Origin of the sequence: Kitasatospora sp. NPDC094019, from assembly GCF_044764505.1 — a bacterium.
In the GTDB taxonomy this organism is placed as follows: domain Bacteria; phylum Actinomycetota; class Actinomycetes; order Streptomycetales; family Streptomycetaceae; genus Kitasatospora.
This window is the reverse complement of the sequence record NZ_JBIWIF010000006.1, coordinates 469,048-482,470: the sequence shown is the minus strand read 5'-3', so window position 1 is coordinate 482,470 and position 13,423 is coordinate 469,048. Positions and strand designations below refer to the sequence as shown.

The 13,423-nt window shown below is 73.8% G+C and carries 12 protein-coding genes and 1 pseudogene; 7 read left to right on the top strand and 6 right to left on the bottom strand.

Translation table 11 applies throughout. The annotated features are described in order from the left end of the window. Positions 1–45: 45 nt before the first annotated feature. Positions 46–360 (bottom strand): hypothetical protein, encoded by a 315-nt coding sequence (locus ACIQ9P_RS17030; RefSeq protein ID WP_402355707.1) that lies wholly within the window; start codon positions 358–360, stop codon positions 46–48. Between the two features lie 261 nt (positions 361–621). Here ACIQ9P_RS17030 and ACIQ9P_RS17025 point away from each other — a divergent pair, with 261 nt between their 5' ends. The 4 genes from ACIQ9P_RS17025 (at position 622) to ACIQ9P_RS17010 (ending at position 6,233) form a co-directional block, all read left to right on the top strand. Continuing rightward, complete coding sequence (locus tag ACIQ9P_RS17025) at positions 622–1,329, top strand: DedA family protein (protein ID WP_402355705.1); 708 nt, start codon at positions 622–624, stop codon at positions 1,327–1,329. Between the two features lie 34 nt (positions 1,330–1,363). Next, positions 1,364–3,325: a threonine/serine exporter ThrE family protein gene (locus tag ACIQ9P_RS17020; protein WP_402355703.1), complete on the top strand. Its 1,962-nt coding sequence runs from the start codon at positions 1,364–1,366 to the stop codon at positions 3,323–3,325. Between the two features lie 69 nt (positions 3,326–3,394). Continuing rightward, positions 3,395–4,543, top strand: a complete 1,149-nt coding sequence (locus ACIQ9P_RS17015) for a hypothetical protein (protein WP_402355701.1) — start codon at positions 3,395–3,397, stop codon at positions 4,541–4,543. Positions 4,544–4,796: 253 nt separating this feature from the next. Continuing rightward, a complete protein-coding gene (locus ACIQ9P_RS17010) occupies positions 4,797–6,233 on the top strand; it encodes a C40 family peptidase (RefSeq protein ID WP_402355699.1) in 1,437 nt (478 codons plus the stop codon). Here the strand turns inward: ACIQ9P_RS17010 and ACIQ9P_RS17005 are convergent. After that, entirely contained in the window at positions 6,218–6,343 is a 126-nt protein-coding gene (locus tag ACIQ9P_RS17005; protein WP_402355697.1) for a hypothetical protein, read from the bottom strand. The two genes, ACIQ9P_RS17010 and ACIQ9P_RS17005, sit on opposite strands and share 16 nt — an antisense overlap. 155 nt (positions 6,344–6,498) lie before the next feature. On the opposite strand from ACIQ9P_RS17005, the gene ACIQ9P_RS17000 reads away from it, so the two are divergent. Continuing rightward, positions 6,499–7,812, top strand: coding sequence for a GNAT family N-acetyltransferase (locus ACIQ9P_RS17000; RefSeq protein ID WP_402355695.1), 1,314 nt, complete (start codon positions 6,499–6,501; stop codon positions 7,810–7,812). A gap of 66 nt (positions 7,813–7,878) precedes the next feature. Here ACIQ9P_RS17000 and ACIQ9P_RS16995 read toward each other — a convergent pair whose 3' ends face one another. Next, a complete protein-coding gene (locus ACIQ9P_RS16995; protein WP_402355693.1) occupies positions 7,879–8,691 on the bottom strand; it encodes a TetR family transcriptional regulator in 813 nt (270 codons plus the stop codon). A 195-nt stretch (positions 8,692–8,886) separates the two neighbouring features. On the opposite strand from ACIQ9P_RS16995, the gene ACIQ9P_RS16990 reads away from it, so the two are divergent. Next, a complete protein-coding gene (locus tag ACIQ9P_RS16990) occupies positions 8,887–9,429 on the top strand; it encodes a GNAT family N-acetyltransferase (protein WP_402355691.1) in 543 nt (180 codons plus the stop codon). Here the strand turns inward: ACIQ9P_RS16990 and ACIQ9P_RS16985 are convergent. Then, positions 9,363–10,051: pseudogene (locus tag ACIQ9P_RS16985) on the bottom strand (Appr-1-p processing protein). The gene ACIQ9P_RS16990 and the pseudogene ACIQ9P_RS16985 sit on opposite strands and share 67 nt — an antisense overlap. A gap of 10 nt (positions 10,052–10,061) precedes the next feature. Continuing rightward, positions 10,062–11,357, bottom strand: a complete 1,296-nt coding sequence (locus ACIQ9P_RS16980) for an MFS transporter (protein ID WP_402355689.1) — start codon at positions 11,355–11,357, stop codon at positions 10,062–10,064. Between the two features lie 172 nt (positions 11,358–11,529). On the opposite strand from ACIQ9P_RS16980, the gene ACIQ9P_RS16975 reads away from it, so the two are divergent. After that, on the top strand, positions 11,530–12,495 hold the full coding sequence (locus ACIQ9P_RS16975; RefSeq protein ID WP_402355687.1) for a LysR family transcriptional regulator: 966 nt from the start codon (positions 11,530–11,532) through the stop codon (positions 12,493–12,495). A 215-nt stretch (positions 12,496–12,710) separates the two neighbouring features. On the opposite strand, the gene ACIQ9P_RS16970 is transcribed toward ACIQ9P_RS16975, so the two are convergent. Next, positions 12,711–13,337, bottom strand: a complete 627-nt coding sequence (locus tag ACIQ9P_RS16970) for a YceI family protein (protein ID WP_402355685.1) — start codon at positions 13,335–13,337, stop codon at positions 12,711–12,713. Positions 13,338–13,423 lie beyond the last annotated feature (86 nt).

Sequence of the window (13,423 nt, the reverse complement as noted above, 5' to 3'; positions counted from 1 at the left end):
CCACCCGGCCGCGATCGGCGGACGTGCTCAGGGGCGGAGCGTCACTCAGCCACCGATGTGCGGGGCGAACAGGGCGGCGAGGTTGCCGTTGCCCTGGAGGGCGCCGATGTTGCCGGCGTTCCCGGTCGCCGCGAGGGTGTTGCTCTGGTTGCTGGCGCCGGAGCCGGTGGCGGTCTGCTGGTTGCTGACCACGTTGCCGTGGACGTTGCCGATGATGTTGCCGGAGCCGGTGTTGCTCACCACGCTGCTGTTGGAGTGGTGGTCCGCGCCGGCGCCGTTGTCGGCGTGGGCGGTGCCGATGCCGGCGAGGAGGAAGGCCCCGAGGGCGGTGACGGCGGCGGCTGCGCGGATACGGGACACGATGGTCTCCCTGAGGGTGGGGTGCGAATGGTGGCGCGTTCCGGAGTGGCCGCTCCGCAGCGCCGTTGCCTGACGTCGCACGACCAGGATTCACCGGGGCCGGGCAAGAACTCCACCGAATGGCCGAGGATTCGCCCGATGGTGGTACCCGGATGATTGTCCGACTGCTGCCCGGACCAGGGGTGTTCGAAGGTTTCTTGGTGAATGCTTTACTGTTTCATTGCCAAGAGTCGACCCTTCAGGCCCTCAGGAGTCCGCCCCGTGACCAGCCTCGCCCTCGGCCCGTCCTGGCTCGATCCGACCTACCTGATCTCCACCTTCGGGCTGATCGGCATCCTGGCGATCGTCTTCGCCGAGTCCGGCCTGCTGATCGGCTTCTTCCTCCCCGGCGACTCGCTGCTCTTCACCACCGGCCTGCTGGTGGCCGGCGGCACCTATCTGGACCAGCCGCTCTGGCTGGTCTGCGCGCTGATCGTGGTGGCGGCGGTGGCCGGCGACCAGGTCGGCTACCTGTTCGGACGGAAGGTCGGACCGGGGCTGTTCCGCCGCCCGGATTCCCGGCTGTTCAAGCAGGAGAACGTGGAGAAGGCGGCCGCCTTCTTCGACCGGCACGGCCCGAAGGCGATCGTGCTGGCCCGGTTCGTGCCGATCGTGCGCACCTTCACCCCGATCGTCGCCGGGGTGGGCGCGATGAACTACCGCGTCTTCGTCCTCTTCAACCTCATCGGCGGCGTGCTCTGGGGCGCGGGCGTCACGGTGCTCGGCTACTTCCTCGGACAGATCCCGTTCGTCCGGGAGAACATCGAGGCGATCCTGGTCGGCATCGTGCTGGTCTCGGTGGTCCCGGTGGCCGTCGAGCTGCTCCGCGCCCGGCGCTCCGGCCGGGCCGCCCCCGTCGTCGACGCCGAGCGCCCCGACCGTCCCGCGGCGCCGGCCGCCGGGGCCGGCGGCCGCCACCGCGCCGGGTAGGCGTCCGGGACCGCCCGGGCCCGCCGCCCCGTACATGTGCGTCCGGCAGTTCGATCGGGCATGGTGTATCCGGAGATCGAACGGCGGCCCGGGGGACCGGCACCGCCAGGGGCGGCAAGGAGCGGAAGTGCCGAAGCGGGGCCGGCCGGGCGGCGGCAAGAAGGCCAGGGGCGGTCGGGGCGGCCGGTCGCCCGGACCGCAGTCCCGGCCCGCCGCCGGGCCGCGTCCGGTCCACCCGTCCGACGCGCCGCCCACCGAGGGCCTGCTCGGGCGCCCCGCCCCGGTCGTCGAACCGACCGTGGAGATCCCGCTCGTCCTGCCCGTGCCCGAGACCAGGGGCCTGCTGGCCCCCGAGTCGGAGCCCGAGCCGGAGCCCCACGCCCCGCCGACGGACGCGGTGCCGTCCGGCGGGTCGCCCGCGGCCGGGACACCGGTCGATGCCGGGTCGGCCGAGCAGGGGCGCCGCCGCCGTTCGGTGGCCGAGGACACCCTCACCCCCGAGGAGTGGCGGGCCGCCGGCTACACCCCGCCGCTCGGCATCCCGGTCGGCGCCCTCAAGCCCGGCGCGCCCGGAGAGGCGCCGTGGCCGGACCGGATGCGCACCCTGCTGCGCACCCCGATGTCCGAGCGCCCGGCCTTCGAACGGACCGCCCGCGAGCTGCACCCCTCGGTCGCCGCCGGCCGCAACGTCCCGCGTGTCCTCGACCTGACCCTGCGCATCGGGGAACTGCTGCTGGCCAGCGGCGAGGCCGCCGAGGACGTCGAGGCGGCCATGCTCGGCATCGCGCACGCCTACCGGCTGGACCGCTGCGAGCCGCAGGTCACCTTCACCCTGATCGGGATCTCGCACCAGCCCTCGCTGGTCGAGCCGCCGATCACCGCCGACCGGGTGGTGCGCCGCCGCACCTCCGACTACACCCGGCTGAACGCGGTGTACGAGCTGGTCGCGGACATCACCGCCGAGCGGGTGAGCGTCAACGACGCCTACCGCCGGCTCGCGCTGATCCGCCGCAACCGCCACCCGTACCCGGCCTGGATGCTCGCCCTGAACACCGGTCTGCTGGCCGGCGCGGCGACCTTCCTGGTCGGTGGGCGGATCGACGACAAGGCGTGGCTGGTCTTCCTCAGCGCCTTCGTCGCCGCCGTGCTCGGCGACCGGATGGCCTCGCTGATCGCCCGTCGGGGACTGCCGGAGTTCTACCAGTTCGTGCTGGCCGCGATGCCGGCCGCGGCCTCCGGCATCGTGCTCTCCTTCAACGACCTGGGCCTGCGCGGCTCGGTGGTGATCACCGGCGGACTGTTCGCGCTGCTGCCCGGACGCGCCCTGGTCGCCGCCGTCCAGGACGGTCTGACCGGCTTCTACATCACCGCCGCGGCCCGGCTGCTGGAAGTCATCTACCTGGTGGCGGGCATCGTCATCGGCGTGATGCTGATCCTCTACCTGGGGGTCGGCTTCCAGGCGAAGCTGAAACCGGACGAGTCCCTGGTCGGGAACAGCTACCCGCCGGTCCAGATGGTCGCGGCGCTGGTGCTGACCTGCGCCTTCGCGATGCTGCTGCAGACCGACCGGCGCTCGCTGGCCCTGGTCACCCTGAACAGCGGCATCGGCTGGGCCAGCTACGGGGTGCTGGCCTACAACGCCCAGCTCTCGCCGATCGTCGCGACCGGTGTCGCGGCCGGCCTGGTCGGCCTCTTCGGCCAGCTGATGGCGCGCTACCGCAACGGCTCCGCGCTGCCGTACGTCACCGCCGCGATCGGGCCGCTGATGCCCGGTTCGGCGCTCTACCTCGGCATGCTGTCGTTCGCCCAGGGACACCCCAGCGGCGGCCTGGTCCAGATCACCAGGGCCGCGGCGATCGCCCTGGCGCTCGCCATCGGGGTGAACCTGGGCGGGGAGATCGCCCGGCTCTTCATGAAGCTCCCGGTCGGGGTCGAGCGGCCGTCGCTCGCACCGGTGATCCCGCGCCGGGCGGCCAAGCGCACGCGCGGGTTCTGACGCCGATCGTTGGCCTCCGGGCCATGTCGTGGCAGACCGCACGCAGCACCAGGAACGAAGGTAAGACGCATGACCACACTGCTGGACGGCTACCGCGAGCACATCGTCGGCGCGCACAAGCAACCGCTGTTCCTGCTGCTGGTCGGGTTCATCACCTCGTTCGTCTTCATCCGGTTCAGCGTGCGGATGATCAGGGCCCAGGTCCGCTGGTGGCCCGGCAACGTGACGCCCGGCGGGCTGCACATCCACCACATGGTCTTCGGCCTGGGCTTCCTGCTGGTCGGCGGCATCGGGGTGTTCGCCACCTACGGCGGCCACCCGTGGATCGACCTCTTCGGCCTGCTCTTCGGCATCGGCTGCGGTCTGGTGCTGGACGAGTTCGCGCTGATCCTGCACCTGGACGACGTCTACTGGAGCGAGCAGGGCCGCAAGTCGGTGGACGCGGTGATCTTCGGCATCCTCTTCACCGGTCTGCTGCTGGTCGGCTACGTGCCGCTGGGCGCCGAGCCCACCGGGGAGACCCGATGGGGCCTGGTCACGGTGATCTCGGTGAACGCGCTGGCGATGGTGGTCACCCTGCTCAAGGGCAAGATGTGGACCGGTCTGCTCGGGATCATGGTGCCCGGCCTCTCCTGGGTGGGCGCGATCCGGCTGGCCCGGCCGAGCAGCCCCTGGGCGCGCTGGCGGTACGCGGGGCGCCCGCGCCGCCGGGCCCGGGCACTCCGGCGCGAGCGTCGTCTGCACCGGCGCGCGGACATCGCCCGCACCTGGCTTTTCGATCTGATCGCCGGGGCGCCGGACAAGGTGTCGGCCAACCACCCGGCCGCCCACCGGGTGGCCGAGCGGATGGCCGCCCGGGCCAGTGCCCACCTGGACGCGCACGCCGCCCGGGCGCTGTCCCGGCGCTCCGCGCGGCTGGCCGACCGGCGCTCGGCGGCGGGCGGGGAGCACCCGTCGGGCAGCCACCGGACCGCGGGGGCGAACGGCAACGGGGGCGCCGCCGGGAACGGTGCGGCGTACGGCGGGGCGGCGTACGGCGGGCAGGGCGGCTACGACGGTGCGGCCGATCAGGCGGGGCCGCGGGGCGGGTCCCAGCGCCGCCGCCGAACCGTTCGGGCCGGCCGGGGCCGGACGTACGCCGTCCGGCCGACCGGGCAGCCCCTCCGTCCGGGGCGACACCGCTGGTTGCGGACGCATACGCGTCGGATGAGCCGTTAGTTCGCATACCCTGGCCGCCCGGTTGGGAGCGCTTCACGGTCGGATCATCGGATGGTCACCCGGCCGGCGGTGCGGGCTTGAGGTGTGAAACCCGCCCCGCTTGAGAACATGGCGGGTAGTGACCGTCTTGTCACGGAATGGGAGCCTTTGCCGCATCTGCCGGCGCCCGCCGCCCCGGCCCCGTCACCCGCCCGGGCCCCACCGCGGCGCGGGCGCGCGGCCGCTCCCTCGTGACCGTTCGAAGGGATGAATCGTGGCGCGCAGATTCCTGCCGACCCTCCTGTTGTCCCTCACCGTCCTGCTCGGGCTGCTCCCCGTCGCGGCCGCCGCCCCGAAGGAGCCGGGCGAGCCCAGCGTCGCCGCGGAACCGTCCGGGCCCGGTTCCGCGGGTTCCGCCGGGGCGCCGGGGGCCCTGGGGACCCTGGGTGCTCCGGGTGCTCCGGGTGCTCCGGGGGCGGAGACCTACCCCTCCGTCGAGGAGATCGACCGGTCCCGGGCCGAGGCCGACGCCACGGCCGGCTCGGTCGCCGCGATCGAGGCCGGCCTCACCGCCGCCAGGACCGAGCTGGACACCGCCGCCCGGACCGCCGAACAGGCCGTCGAGGCGTACAACGGCGCCCAACTGGCCCTCACCCGCGCCCGCGCAGAGGAATCCGCCGCCGCCGCCCGGTCGGCGGCCGCCGAGGTCGAACGCTCCACCGCCTCCGAGGACGCCGCGGCCCTGGCCGCCGAAACGTACCGGCAGGGCACCAGCGCCGAACTCTCCGCGATCAACGCCCTGCTCGGCGCACACGGCCCGCGCGAGGCCGGCGACCGGGCCGCCGTGGTCGGGATCGCCAGCGACCGCTCCCGGCAGATCCTCGACGCCGCCGTCTCCACGGCCGCCGAGGCCGGCCGGGCCGCCGCCGCCGCCCGTACCGCGACCGAGGCCGCCGAACGCGCCGCCACGGCGGTCACCACCGCCCGGGAACAGGCCGAGGCCCGGCTGACCGACCAGCAGAACCAGGTCGCGGCGACCGCCCTGAGGCGCGAACGGCTGCTCACCGAACTGGCGGCCGCCCGCCACACCACGGTCGAACTGGAGCGGCAGCGGCGCGAGGCGCTGGAGGCGATCGCGGCCCGCGAGGCCGAAGCGGCGGCGCGCGCGGCCGCCGAGAAGGCCGCCGCCGAACGCGAGGCGGCGGAACGGGCCGCCGCCGAGCTGGCCGCGGCGGAGAAGGCGGAGGCGGAGAAGGCGGAGAAGGCTTCCGCTTCCGCGGCCGCCGCCACCCCGGCGAAGACCGGCCCGGCCGCCGCCGCACCCCCGGCCGGACAGCCCTGGTCCGCCGAGGGCGCGGCCTCCGCCGTGGCCTACGCCCGCGCCAGGATCGGCCTGCCCTACATCTGGGGCGGCGAGGGCCCGGCCGGCTACGACTGCTCCGGGCTGACCATGATGGCCTGGCGCGAGGGCGGCAAACGGCTCAACCACTTCGCCGCCGACCAGTACGCGCAGTCCACCCCGGTCACCTACCGCCAGCTGCGCCCCGGTGACCTGGTCTTCTGGACCGCCACCGGGCGCGCCGCGGACATCCACCACGTCGGCCTCTACATCGGCGACGACCAGATGATCGAGGCACCACGCGTCGGCATGCCGATCAAGAAGGCCAGCCTCTGGATCATGGGCACCCCCGACTTCTACGCCCGCCCCTGACCGGCCGCCGCCCGGCTGTGCGGCGTCAGGTGCGGGTCGGCCTCGGCGACCGGCCAGAGGTCGAGGCCGTCGGAGTCCCAGTGGTCCAGCACGGGCTGCGTCACGATCACCCGGGCCGGTGTTCCGCGGGCCCGGGGCGTTCCGCACCGGGATTTCGCTGGCGGGCCGCGGTGGGAGCCGGGGTGCCGGGCGACCCGTCAGGGGCGGGGTCCAGGGCCGGAATAAATCGGATGCCGTCGCCGAAACCCCGCCGTACGGTGGGCGGATGGGCAACGAGACGTACGGCGGGACCAGGGAGCCGGGCAGCGGCCGACCGGGGGAGCGGGCCGACGCGGGTGACGGGATCGAGATCCGCGCGATCGGCGAGGGCGAGGTCGAGGCGTGGGACCGGGCGCTCGCCAAGGGCTTCCTGCGCGCGCACGTGGGCTCGGCGGCGGAGTTCCGCCGCCGGCAGTGGGAGCCGGACCGGATGGTCGGGGCCGCGGTCGACGGCCGGTTCGTGGCCACCTTCCGCAGCTTCGACACCGAGCTGACCGTCCCCGGCGGCGCGGTCGTCACGGCCGACGCGATCACCGCCGTCACCGTGACCGCCACCCACCGCCGGCGCGGGCTGCTCCGCCGGATGATGACCGCGGACCTCGCGGCCGCCCGGGAGCGCGGCACCGCGGTCGCGATCCTGATCGCCGCCGAGTACAACATCTACGGCCGCTACGGCTTCGGCCCCGCGACCCGGGGCCACGGCTGGAACATCGACCTGCTCCGGGCCGGAGGTCTGCGGGACGGTCTGCCCACCGTGCCCGGCGGGCGGATCGACCTGGTGGAGATGGCGGAGCTGCGCAAGCTCGGCCCCGAGCTGTTCGACCGCTGGCGGGTCACCCAGGCCGGTGCGATCGCCCGCGACGAGCTGACCTGGCAGCGCATCACCGGCGAGGTCGAGGTGCCCGGCTTCGACTGGAAGGAGCCGTTCGCGGCCGTCCACCGGGATGCCGACGGCACCCCGACCGGTCTGGCCGTCTACCGGATCGACGACAACTGGGACGGCTCGTACCCCAACTGCACGCTCACCCTCTCGGACCTGTTCGCCCTCGACCGGGCCGCGGCCACCGAGCTGTGGCGGTTCGTCTGCTCGATCGACTGGGTCCGCACGGTCGTGGCCGAGAACGTCGGCCAGGACGACCCGCTGCCGATGCTGCTGAACGACCCGCGGGCCGCGACGCCGCACGCCGACAACGCCGACTACATGTGGCTGCGGATCCTCGACATCGAGGCCGCGTTCAACGCGCGGACGTACGGCGCGGCCGGCCGCGCGGTGCTGGAGGTCGACGACCCGGCGGGCTACGTCGCGGGCCGCTGGGCGTTCGAGGTCGCCGCCGACGGCACCGGCCGCTGCGTCCGGACGGCCGACGAACCCGATCTGGCGCTGGACGCCTCGGCGCTGGGCGCGCTCTACCTGGGCGGCGAGACGCTGCCGCGGCTCGCCGTGGCCGGGCGGGTCACGGAGCTGCGCCCCGGTGCGGCGGCGGCCGCGGACCTGTTGTTCCGCACGCCGCTGGCGCCCTGGAACATCGACGGATTCTGATCGGGCCGCACGACCGGGGAAGGCCGGCCCGTTTTCGGCGGGTCGGCCTTTCCCTCTGTCCTCCCGCTATTTGACGGCGGTCTTCCCGATGGTGGGAAGGATGAAGTCCTGGATGAGCCCCTTGGCGTCGCGGACGATCGGCCGGAACACCCGGTAGCGCGAGAGGTTGATCACCCGGGCCGCCATGGGGGTGGACCGGTGGACGAATTCCCGGGTCCGCCCGGTGTCCTCGGTCCGGTCGAAGACCCAGTAGAGGACGACGACCATGAGGTGCAGCCAGAGCACGTCGGGCAGCAGCTCGACCAGTTCGGCGTCCAGCTTCGGTGCCAGGTCCGAGCCCTCCAGCACCTCGCGGAACAGCGCGACCGCGGTGGCCCGGGCCGGGTGCGACTCGTTGGAGAAAGGGCTCAGCGCGCTGGTGGGGTCGGCGGCCGTGCGGAAGAACTGGGCGGCGAACTCGTGGTACGGGGCCGCCGTGTCCAGCCAGGAGACCAGCGCGATCTCCAGGCGCTCGGCGAAGTCCCGGGTGTGGGCCATGCGATTCCTGGCGTCCGCCGCGTGGTCGTACGTCATCCGGTCGTAGAACCCCTGGATCAGGAATTCCTTCGCCGAGAAGTAGTAATAGGCGTTTCCGACCGAAACACCCGCCTCGGCGGCGATGGCGCGCATGGTGGTCTTCTCGTAGCCGCGCTCCTGGAAGAGCCGCATCGCGGTCTCCAGGATCAGGGCCCGGGTCTGCTCGCTCTTGTCCGTCTTCGGCCGGGCGCGGCTGCCGCGGGTCTCGGCGGGCGCCGAGGGGGCGCCGTCGGCGCCGCCGCTGTCGGTGCCGCCGCCGTCGTTCGTCGCGCTCGGGCCGTTCGTCGCTGCCAGGTCGTCCACGCCCCGAGCCTAGCCCGATCGGCCCAGCCTCCGGTGGTGTCGGCCCGGACGGCACCGGATGCCCCCTCCGCATCCGGTGCCGACACGGCGCCGTTCTCCGTGAACTCTCTTCGAATCTCTTCGAACGCGTTCAAAAGCATGCCATGACTTCGGACCGGGCTTGAACGCGTTCAGGCCGAATGAGAGGCTCGTTCCGTGATCACCACCATCCGCCGGGGGAGCGCCCGGGACGCCGAGGCCGTCGCCACGCTGCACGCCGCCAGCTGGCGCAGCGCGTACACCGGCATCGTTCCCGACAGTGCCCTCGGCGACGGGCTGGCGGGCGAGCGGCGTGAGATCTGGGAACTGCGGCTGACCGTCGACTACGGCGCCCCCGAGGCGACCCCCGAACTGCTGATCGCCGAACGGGCGGGCGACACCGTGGGATTCGCCTACCTGGTCCCGATGCCGGACGGCCGGGTGCTGCTCGACAACCTGCACGTCCGCCCCGGGCTGACCGGCGCCGGGATCGGCGGGGACCTGCTGGACGCGGCCCGCGCCCATGTCGCCCGACAGCACCCCGGGGCCGACCTCTACCTGGAGGTACTGCGGGCCAACACCCGCGCGATCGCCTTCTACGAGCGGGCCGGCGGCCGCCGCACCGCGGCCGGGCAGGGCGTCTTCCCCGGTGGTCACACACTGCCCGAGTACGAGTACACCTGGTCGGCCGTCGCGCCGGCCGGTCGGTCGCGGTCGTAGACCGTCACCGGCACCCCCCGGTCCGTCAGCCGGGCCCGCACCAGGGGCTCCACCGACTCCCAGCGCCCGCCCGCCAGTCCGCAGCCGATCCTCGGCATGTGCACCGAGGCGCCCAGGTCCAACGCGTGCCCGCCGAGGGTCGCCAACGCGGTGTCGATCGCCTCGTACCGCACCGGCGGCCCGGACGAGCGGCCCGTCCGGATGCCGCGCTGGCCGACCAGGTTGGCCACCCAGAGGTGCTCCGCCACCCGGACCAGTTGCACGGCGCCCAGCCCGAAGTCGTTCCCCGCGCGCTCCCGGTGCCACCGCCGGTACGCCGCCTCCGGCCCGGCCCAGCGCCGCGAGACGGCCAGCACGAAGCCCTTCCCCCACCCGCAGTTGTTCGCCCGCTCGCCTCCGGGGCGCTCTGATCCGGTGCCGACGGTCGTTGCTCCCTCGCTCGCCCCAAGCCTTCGGCCGGGAGGTGCCCCCACCGTCGCTCCGTCGCGCCTCCCTTTCGGCACCGGCGCGCCCCTTCGGCTCGGGGCGGAGCGTTGCAGACGTGCGCGATCACCTTCACCCCCTTGCCCAGGGGCGCCGTGGCATCGCCCCGGACGTAGTCGATGGTCCTCGCCGTCGTCATGTCCCGAAAGCTAGCGCGTGGCACTGACAGTGGATTCGGGAGCCGACAGGTCCGGGACGCGGGACGCGGTCCTCAGGTGGCGGCGGCCCGCGAGAGCGATCAGCAGGGCGAGCGCCGCCGCCCCCGCCGGGATCCAGTACCCCGCGCCGGGGCCTGCGTGTTCCGCGAGCGCGCCGGCCAGCGCCGAGCCGGTCGATATCCCGATCATGATTCCGGACACCGCGATCGCCATCGCCTCGTTCAACTGCCGCCGGGGCAGGAGTTCCTGGATCAGCGTCATGCCGGTGACCATGGTCGGCGCGGTGCCCGTGCCGGCCGCGAACAGGGTCGCCCCGAGCAGTGCGAGCCCCGCGCCGCCCAGCCCGGCGGCGAGCGGCAGGAGCAGCAGCCCCGCCATCGCCGCCACGCCCCGCAGGAAACGGGTACCCGCGGGGCCGGTCGGCCGCAGGGTGCCGAACGCCAGCCCCGCCACGCAGGAACCGGCAGCCACCAGGGCCAGCAGTCCGCCCGCGACCGGCCGGTTCCCGAGCGCGTCCGCGTACGCGACGGTGGTCAGGTCGAGCGCGCCGAAGACCATGCCGGTGCTGAGGAAGGTCAGCGCGAGCACCCGGAGCGCGGGGACCCGCAGCGGCGAGCGTGGTTCGTCGGCGTCGGCGTCGGCGTCGGCGTCGGCTTTGGCTTTGGCGGCTACGGCGGACTCGGGCCGGTCCGCCGTCGGCGGTTCGGTCCGCCGCTGGGCCGCGAAGAGCAGTGCCCCGACCGCGCCGGCCCCGCCGGCGGCGAGCATCCCGGCCTCCGGGGCGACCGTGGTGCACAGGACCATGCCGAGCACCGGTCCGGCCATGAAGCAGAGCTCGTCCAGGGCCTGTTCGAGGGAGTTGGCGAGGTGCCGGTCGTCCGGCGCGTCGCGGAGCAGGTGCGCCCAACGGGCCCGTGCCATGCCGCCGAGGTTCGGCATCGCGGCCCCGGCCGCCCAGCAGAGGTACAGCGTCCAGTCGGGCGCGCCGAGGCGGACGCAGAGCAGTAGCCCGGACAGCGGCACCAGGTTGTACAGCACCGCCGGGACGGTGACCCGGGACTGCCCGAACCGGTCGACGAGCCGGCCGATCAGCGGCATGCCGACCGCCACGGCGCCCAGTCCGGCCGCGGCGACGGTGCCCGCGAGCGTGTAGGAGCCGCGCCGTTCGGCGATCAGCACCACCAGGGAGACACCGGTCATCGACATCGAGAGCCGGGCGAGCAGCCCGGTCAGGGTGAAGGCGACGGTGCCGGGCCGGGTGAACAGGCGTCGGTACGGGGCGAGCATGGGGCTCCGGGGGAAGGAGGAGAGAGGGAGGGCTCCAGCCTCGGGCCGCCGCCCGCGCGCGGTCCAACACCTGTTCCGCCGCATTCACAACAAAGTGCTGTTGGTCAGGGCCGGGCGCGGCCTCCGACCGCCTCCGCCCGCCCGGCCGTCCGCGCGTTGCTAGCCTGCCGCCATGCCCCACGACCTGCACCCCCGCCTGCTGCGCGGCTTCGTAGCGACCGCCGAGACGCTGCACTTCGGCCGCGCCGCGGAGCGGTTGCACGTGGCGCAGCAGGCGCTCAGCCGGGATGTCCGGACGCTGGAACGGCTGCTCGGCGACACGCTGTTCGTCCGCACCACGCGCAGCGTCGAACTCACCACGGCCGGGCACGGGTTGCTGCCCAAGGCCCGCCGGCTGCTGGCCCTGCACGACGAGATCCTGACCGGCGTGGCGCAGCGGCCGCTGCTGCTCGACCTCAACAGCGATGTCACCGGCCCGGACCTCACCAGCGACCGGCTGCTCCAACGGGCGCGCGCCGCCTGGCCGGAGGGCGAACTGCTGGCCCGCTTCCACGGCGGCCTGGCGGCCGCGGCCACCGAACTGCTCGCCCATCGGCTGGACGTGTCGTTCGGCCGCTACGCCGGACTGCCCGCCCGGGCCCGGGCCCGACTCGCCCAGCGCCCGGTCAGGCTGGAGGCGGTCTCGGTGATGATGTCCTCGGGTCACCCGCTGGCCGGACGGCCGGCGCTGCGGCTCGCGGAACTCGCCGGGCATCCGGTCGACATCTGCGCGGGCAATCCGGCGACCACCGAGTGGGCCGACCTCGGCCGGCGGCTGCTGGAGGAGCACGGCCTGGCCGCGGCGCCGCCAAGGGTCCCGCCGGTGGGGGTGGACGAGACGGCCCGCTACCTGGCCCGGCACGGTGATCCGATGCTGACCACCGTCGGCGGTCCGGTGCTGCCGGGCGCCGTGAACGTGCCGCTGGTCGAGCCGGTGCCGCTCAGTCTGGTGAGTCTGGTGCACCGCCCGGAGCTGCGGCATCCCGGACTGACCGCACTGCTGACAGCCGCGGCCGAACTCGGCTCGGCCGAGGGCTGGTTGCGCCGCCCGGTGGGCAGCTGGCTGCCGGCGCCGGACGCCGCGCTGCTGGCGCCCTAGGTCTTCTCCTGCCCGCTGACGGGGCGGCCGGGCGGAACCGCCGGATCAGGAATCACCGTGCCGCGGCGGGTTGTTGTGGCGGGACAGGACTCCGCCCCTGCCGCTCGGGGGTCGGCAGGGGCGGAGTCGGGCGCGGGCGGGCGGTCGGCCCGGGGGTCGACACGCGCGCCCGCCGCTGTCGGGGGCCGCAGGGCCCGCGGCCGAGGTCGGCCGGGTCAGGCCGCCTTCACGGCGGAGATGTCGAAGGTGAGCTTGACCTTCTCGCCGATCAGCACGCCGCCGGTCTCCAGCGCCGCGTTGTAGGTCAGGCCCCAGTCGGTGCGGTCCAGGACGGCCTTGCCCTCGAAGCCGACCCGGTCGGCACCGTAGGCGTCGACGGCGTGGCCGGTGAAGTCGAGGTCCAGGGTGATCGGGCGGGTGACGTCCTTGATGGTCAGCTCGCCGCTCATCCGGTAGGACTCGTCGCCCACGCGCTCGGCGGCGGTGCTGCGGAAGCGCATCTCCGGGAAGCTCTCGGCGGCGAAGAAGTCGCTGGTGCGCAGGTGCTCGTCGCGCTGGGCCTGGTTGGTGTCGATGCTCGCGACCTTGATCACCAGGTCGGCGCGCGAGTTGGTCGGGGTGGTGCCGTCCAGGTGCAGCTTGCCCTCGTACTCGGTGAAGCGGCCCTTGACGTTGGTGACCATCGCGTGGCGGACGGCGAAGCCGATCTCGCTGTGGGTGGTGTCGATGGCCCAGTCGCCGGTCAGGTGTCCGAGCCCGAGGTCCTGGCCGGCCGGGTTCTCGGCGACGGCGACGGCGGTGGTCGCGGTGTCGGTGGTCTTGGTGCGGTTGAACAGGCCCATGGCTCCTCCTCGGGTTCGAAGCCATTTGTTTAGGCTTCAACTTGATGTCTCCACTGTAGACCCGACTCGTTCAAAGTTCAACCACT